The following is a 2,500-nucleotide window of genomic DNA, read 5'->3' as shown; positions in this document are numbered from 1 at the left end:
GTTTGGTTGTTTCTGGTGGCACTGATTCCCGATACGCCTTCCGATGACCTTCGGGTCGTGGGTGTGGGTGGGGTTGGTGTGTGTTGTTTGAGAACTGCACAGTGGACGCGAGCATCTTTAATTGTTTGTGAATGTAAGTGTGTAAGAGCACACGGTGGATGCCTTGGCACCAAGAGCCGATGAAGGACGTAGTAGGCTGCGATAAGCCTCGGGGAGCTGCCAAACGAGCTGTGATCCGAGGGTGTCCGAATGGGGAAACCCAGCACGCGTGATGGCGTGTTACCCGTATCTGAATACATAGGGTGCGTGGAGGGAACGCGGGGAAGTGAAACATCTCAGTACCCGCAGGAAGAGAAAACAACAGTGATTCCGTCAGTAGCGGCGAGCGAACGCGGATCAGGCTAAACCGCATGCGTGTGATACCCGGCAGGGGTTGCGTGTGTGGTGTTGTGGGGCGCGATGTCCTTGGTTCTGCCGGACCGGGCGTTGAGTGATCGCGGGTTAGGGGAACGACTTGGAAGGGTCGGCCGGAGAGGGTGAGAGTCCCGTACCTGAAAGCCTTGCGGCCCAACGATTTGTGTACCCAAGTAGCAGCGGGCCCGTGAAATCTGCTGTGAATCTGCCGGGACCACCCGGTAAGCCTAAATACTCCTTGGTGACCGATAGCGGATTAGTACCGTGAGGGAATGGTGAAAAGTACCCCGGGAGGGGAGTGAAATAGTACCTGAAACCGTGTGCTTACAATCCGTCAGAGGCTTTCGGGCTGATGGCGTGCCTTTTGAAGAATGAGCCTGCGAGTTAGTGGTATGTCGCGAGGTTAACCCGTGTGGGGAAGCCGTAGCGAAAGCGAGTCCGAATAGGGCGATGTTAGTGGCATGCTCTAGACCCGAAGCGGAGTGATCTACCCATGGCCAGTGTGAAGCGACGGTAAGACGTCGTGGAGGCGCGAACCCACTTAGGTTGAAAACTGAGGGGATGAGTTGTGGGTAGGGGTGAAAGGCCAATCAAACTCCGTGATAGCTGGTTCTCCCCGAAATGCATTTAGGTGCAGCGTCGCATGTTTCACCTCGGAGGTAGAGCTACTGGATGGCCGATGGGCCCTACAAGGTTACTGACGTCAGCCAAACTCCGAATGCCGAGGTGTGAGAGTGCGGCAGTGAGACTGTGGGGGATAAGCTTCATAGTCGAGAGGGAAACAGCCCAGATCGCCGGCTAAGGCCCCTAAGCGTGTACTAAGTGGAAAAGGATGTGGGATCGCTGAGACAGCCAGGAGGTTGGCTTAGAAGCAGCCACCCTTGAAAGAGTGCGTAATAGCTCACTGGTCAAGTGGTCCTGCGCCGACAATGTAGCGGGGCTCAAGTACACCGCCGAAGCCGCGGCATTCATACAATAACCTCCTCCGGGCAGGTGTATGGATGGGTAGGGGAGCGTCGTGTGGCCATAGAAGCGCCGGAGTGATCCAGGTGTGGAGGCCACACGAGTGAGAATGCAGGCATGAGTAGCGAATGACGAGTGAGAAACTCGTCCGCCGGATGACCAAGGGTTCCTGGGTCAAGCTAATCTGCCCAGGGTGAGTCGGGACCTAAGGCGAGGCCGACAGGCGTAGTCGATGGACAACGGGTTGATATTCCCGTACCCGTGTATGCGCGCCCATGGTGAATCAGTGATACTAACCGCCCAAAACCACCTAGAGACACTTCGGTGTACGTGGTGGGGATGCGCGGGACCTGATCTGGTAGTAGCCAAGCGATGGGGTGACGCAGGAAGGTAGCTGGGCCAGTCAGTGGTTGTACTGGTGTAAGAGTGTAGGCCGTGACATAGGCAAATCCGTGTCACACATAAGGCTGAGACTTGATGCATACCCGTTGTGGGGAATTCAGTGATCCTATGCTGCCGAGAAAAGCCTCTAGTGAGTTCATACACGGCCCGTACCCCAAACCAACACAGGTGGTCAGGTAGAGAATACCAAGGCGATCGAGAGAACTGTGGTTAAGGAACTCGGCAAAATGCCCCCGTAACTTCGGGAGAAGGGGGACCACGCCCGGTGACCGGACTTGCTCCGTGAGCTGGGGGTGGTCGCAGAGACCAGAGAGAAGCGACTGTTTACTAAAAACACAGGTCCGTGCGAAGACGTAAGTCGATGTATACGGACTGACGCCTGCCCGGTGCTGGAAGGTTAAGAGGACCGGTTAGCCGCAAGGCGAAGCTGAGAATTTAAGCCCCAGTAAACGGCGGTGGTAACTATAACCATCCTAAGGTAGCGAAATTCCTTGTCGGGTAAGTTCCGACCTGCACGAATGGCGTAACGACTTCTCTGCTGTCTCGACCACAGACTCGGCGAAATTGCATTACGAGTAAAGATGCTCGTTACGCGCGGCAGGACGAAAAGACCCCGGGACCTTTACTATAGCTTGGTATTGGCGTTCGATTCGGTTTGTGTAGGATAGGTGGGAGACTGTGAAGCATGCACGCCAGTGTGTGTGGAGTCGTTGTTGAAATA

General features: G+C 55.5%; 1 rRNA gene. It reads left to right on the top strand.

Going from position 1 to position 2,500, the window contains the following annotated elements:
• Positions 1–131 precede the first annotated feature (131 nt).
• Positions 132–2,500: ribosomal RNA gene (locus tag RWK90_RS17225) — 23S ribosomal RNA — on the top strand; the annotation flags it as partial.

Source organism: Dietzia sp. CH92 (assembly GCF_032248695.1).
GTDB lineage: Bacteria > Actinomycetota > Actinomycetes > Mycobacteriales > Mycobacteriaceae > Dietzia.
Note: the sequence above shows the minus strand (reverse complement) of the source record. Positions and strands in the feature narration are given on the sequence as shown.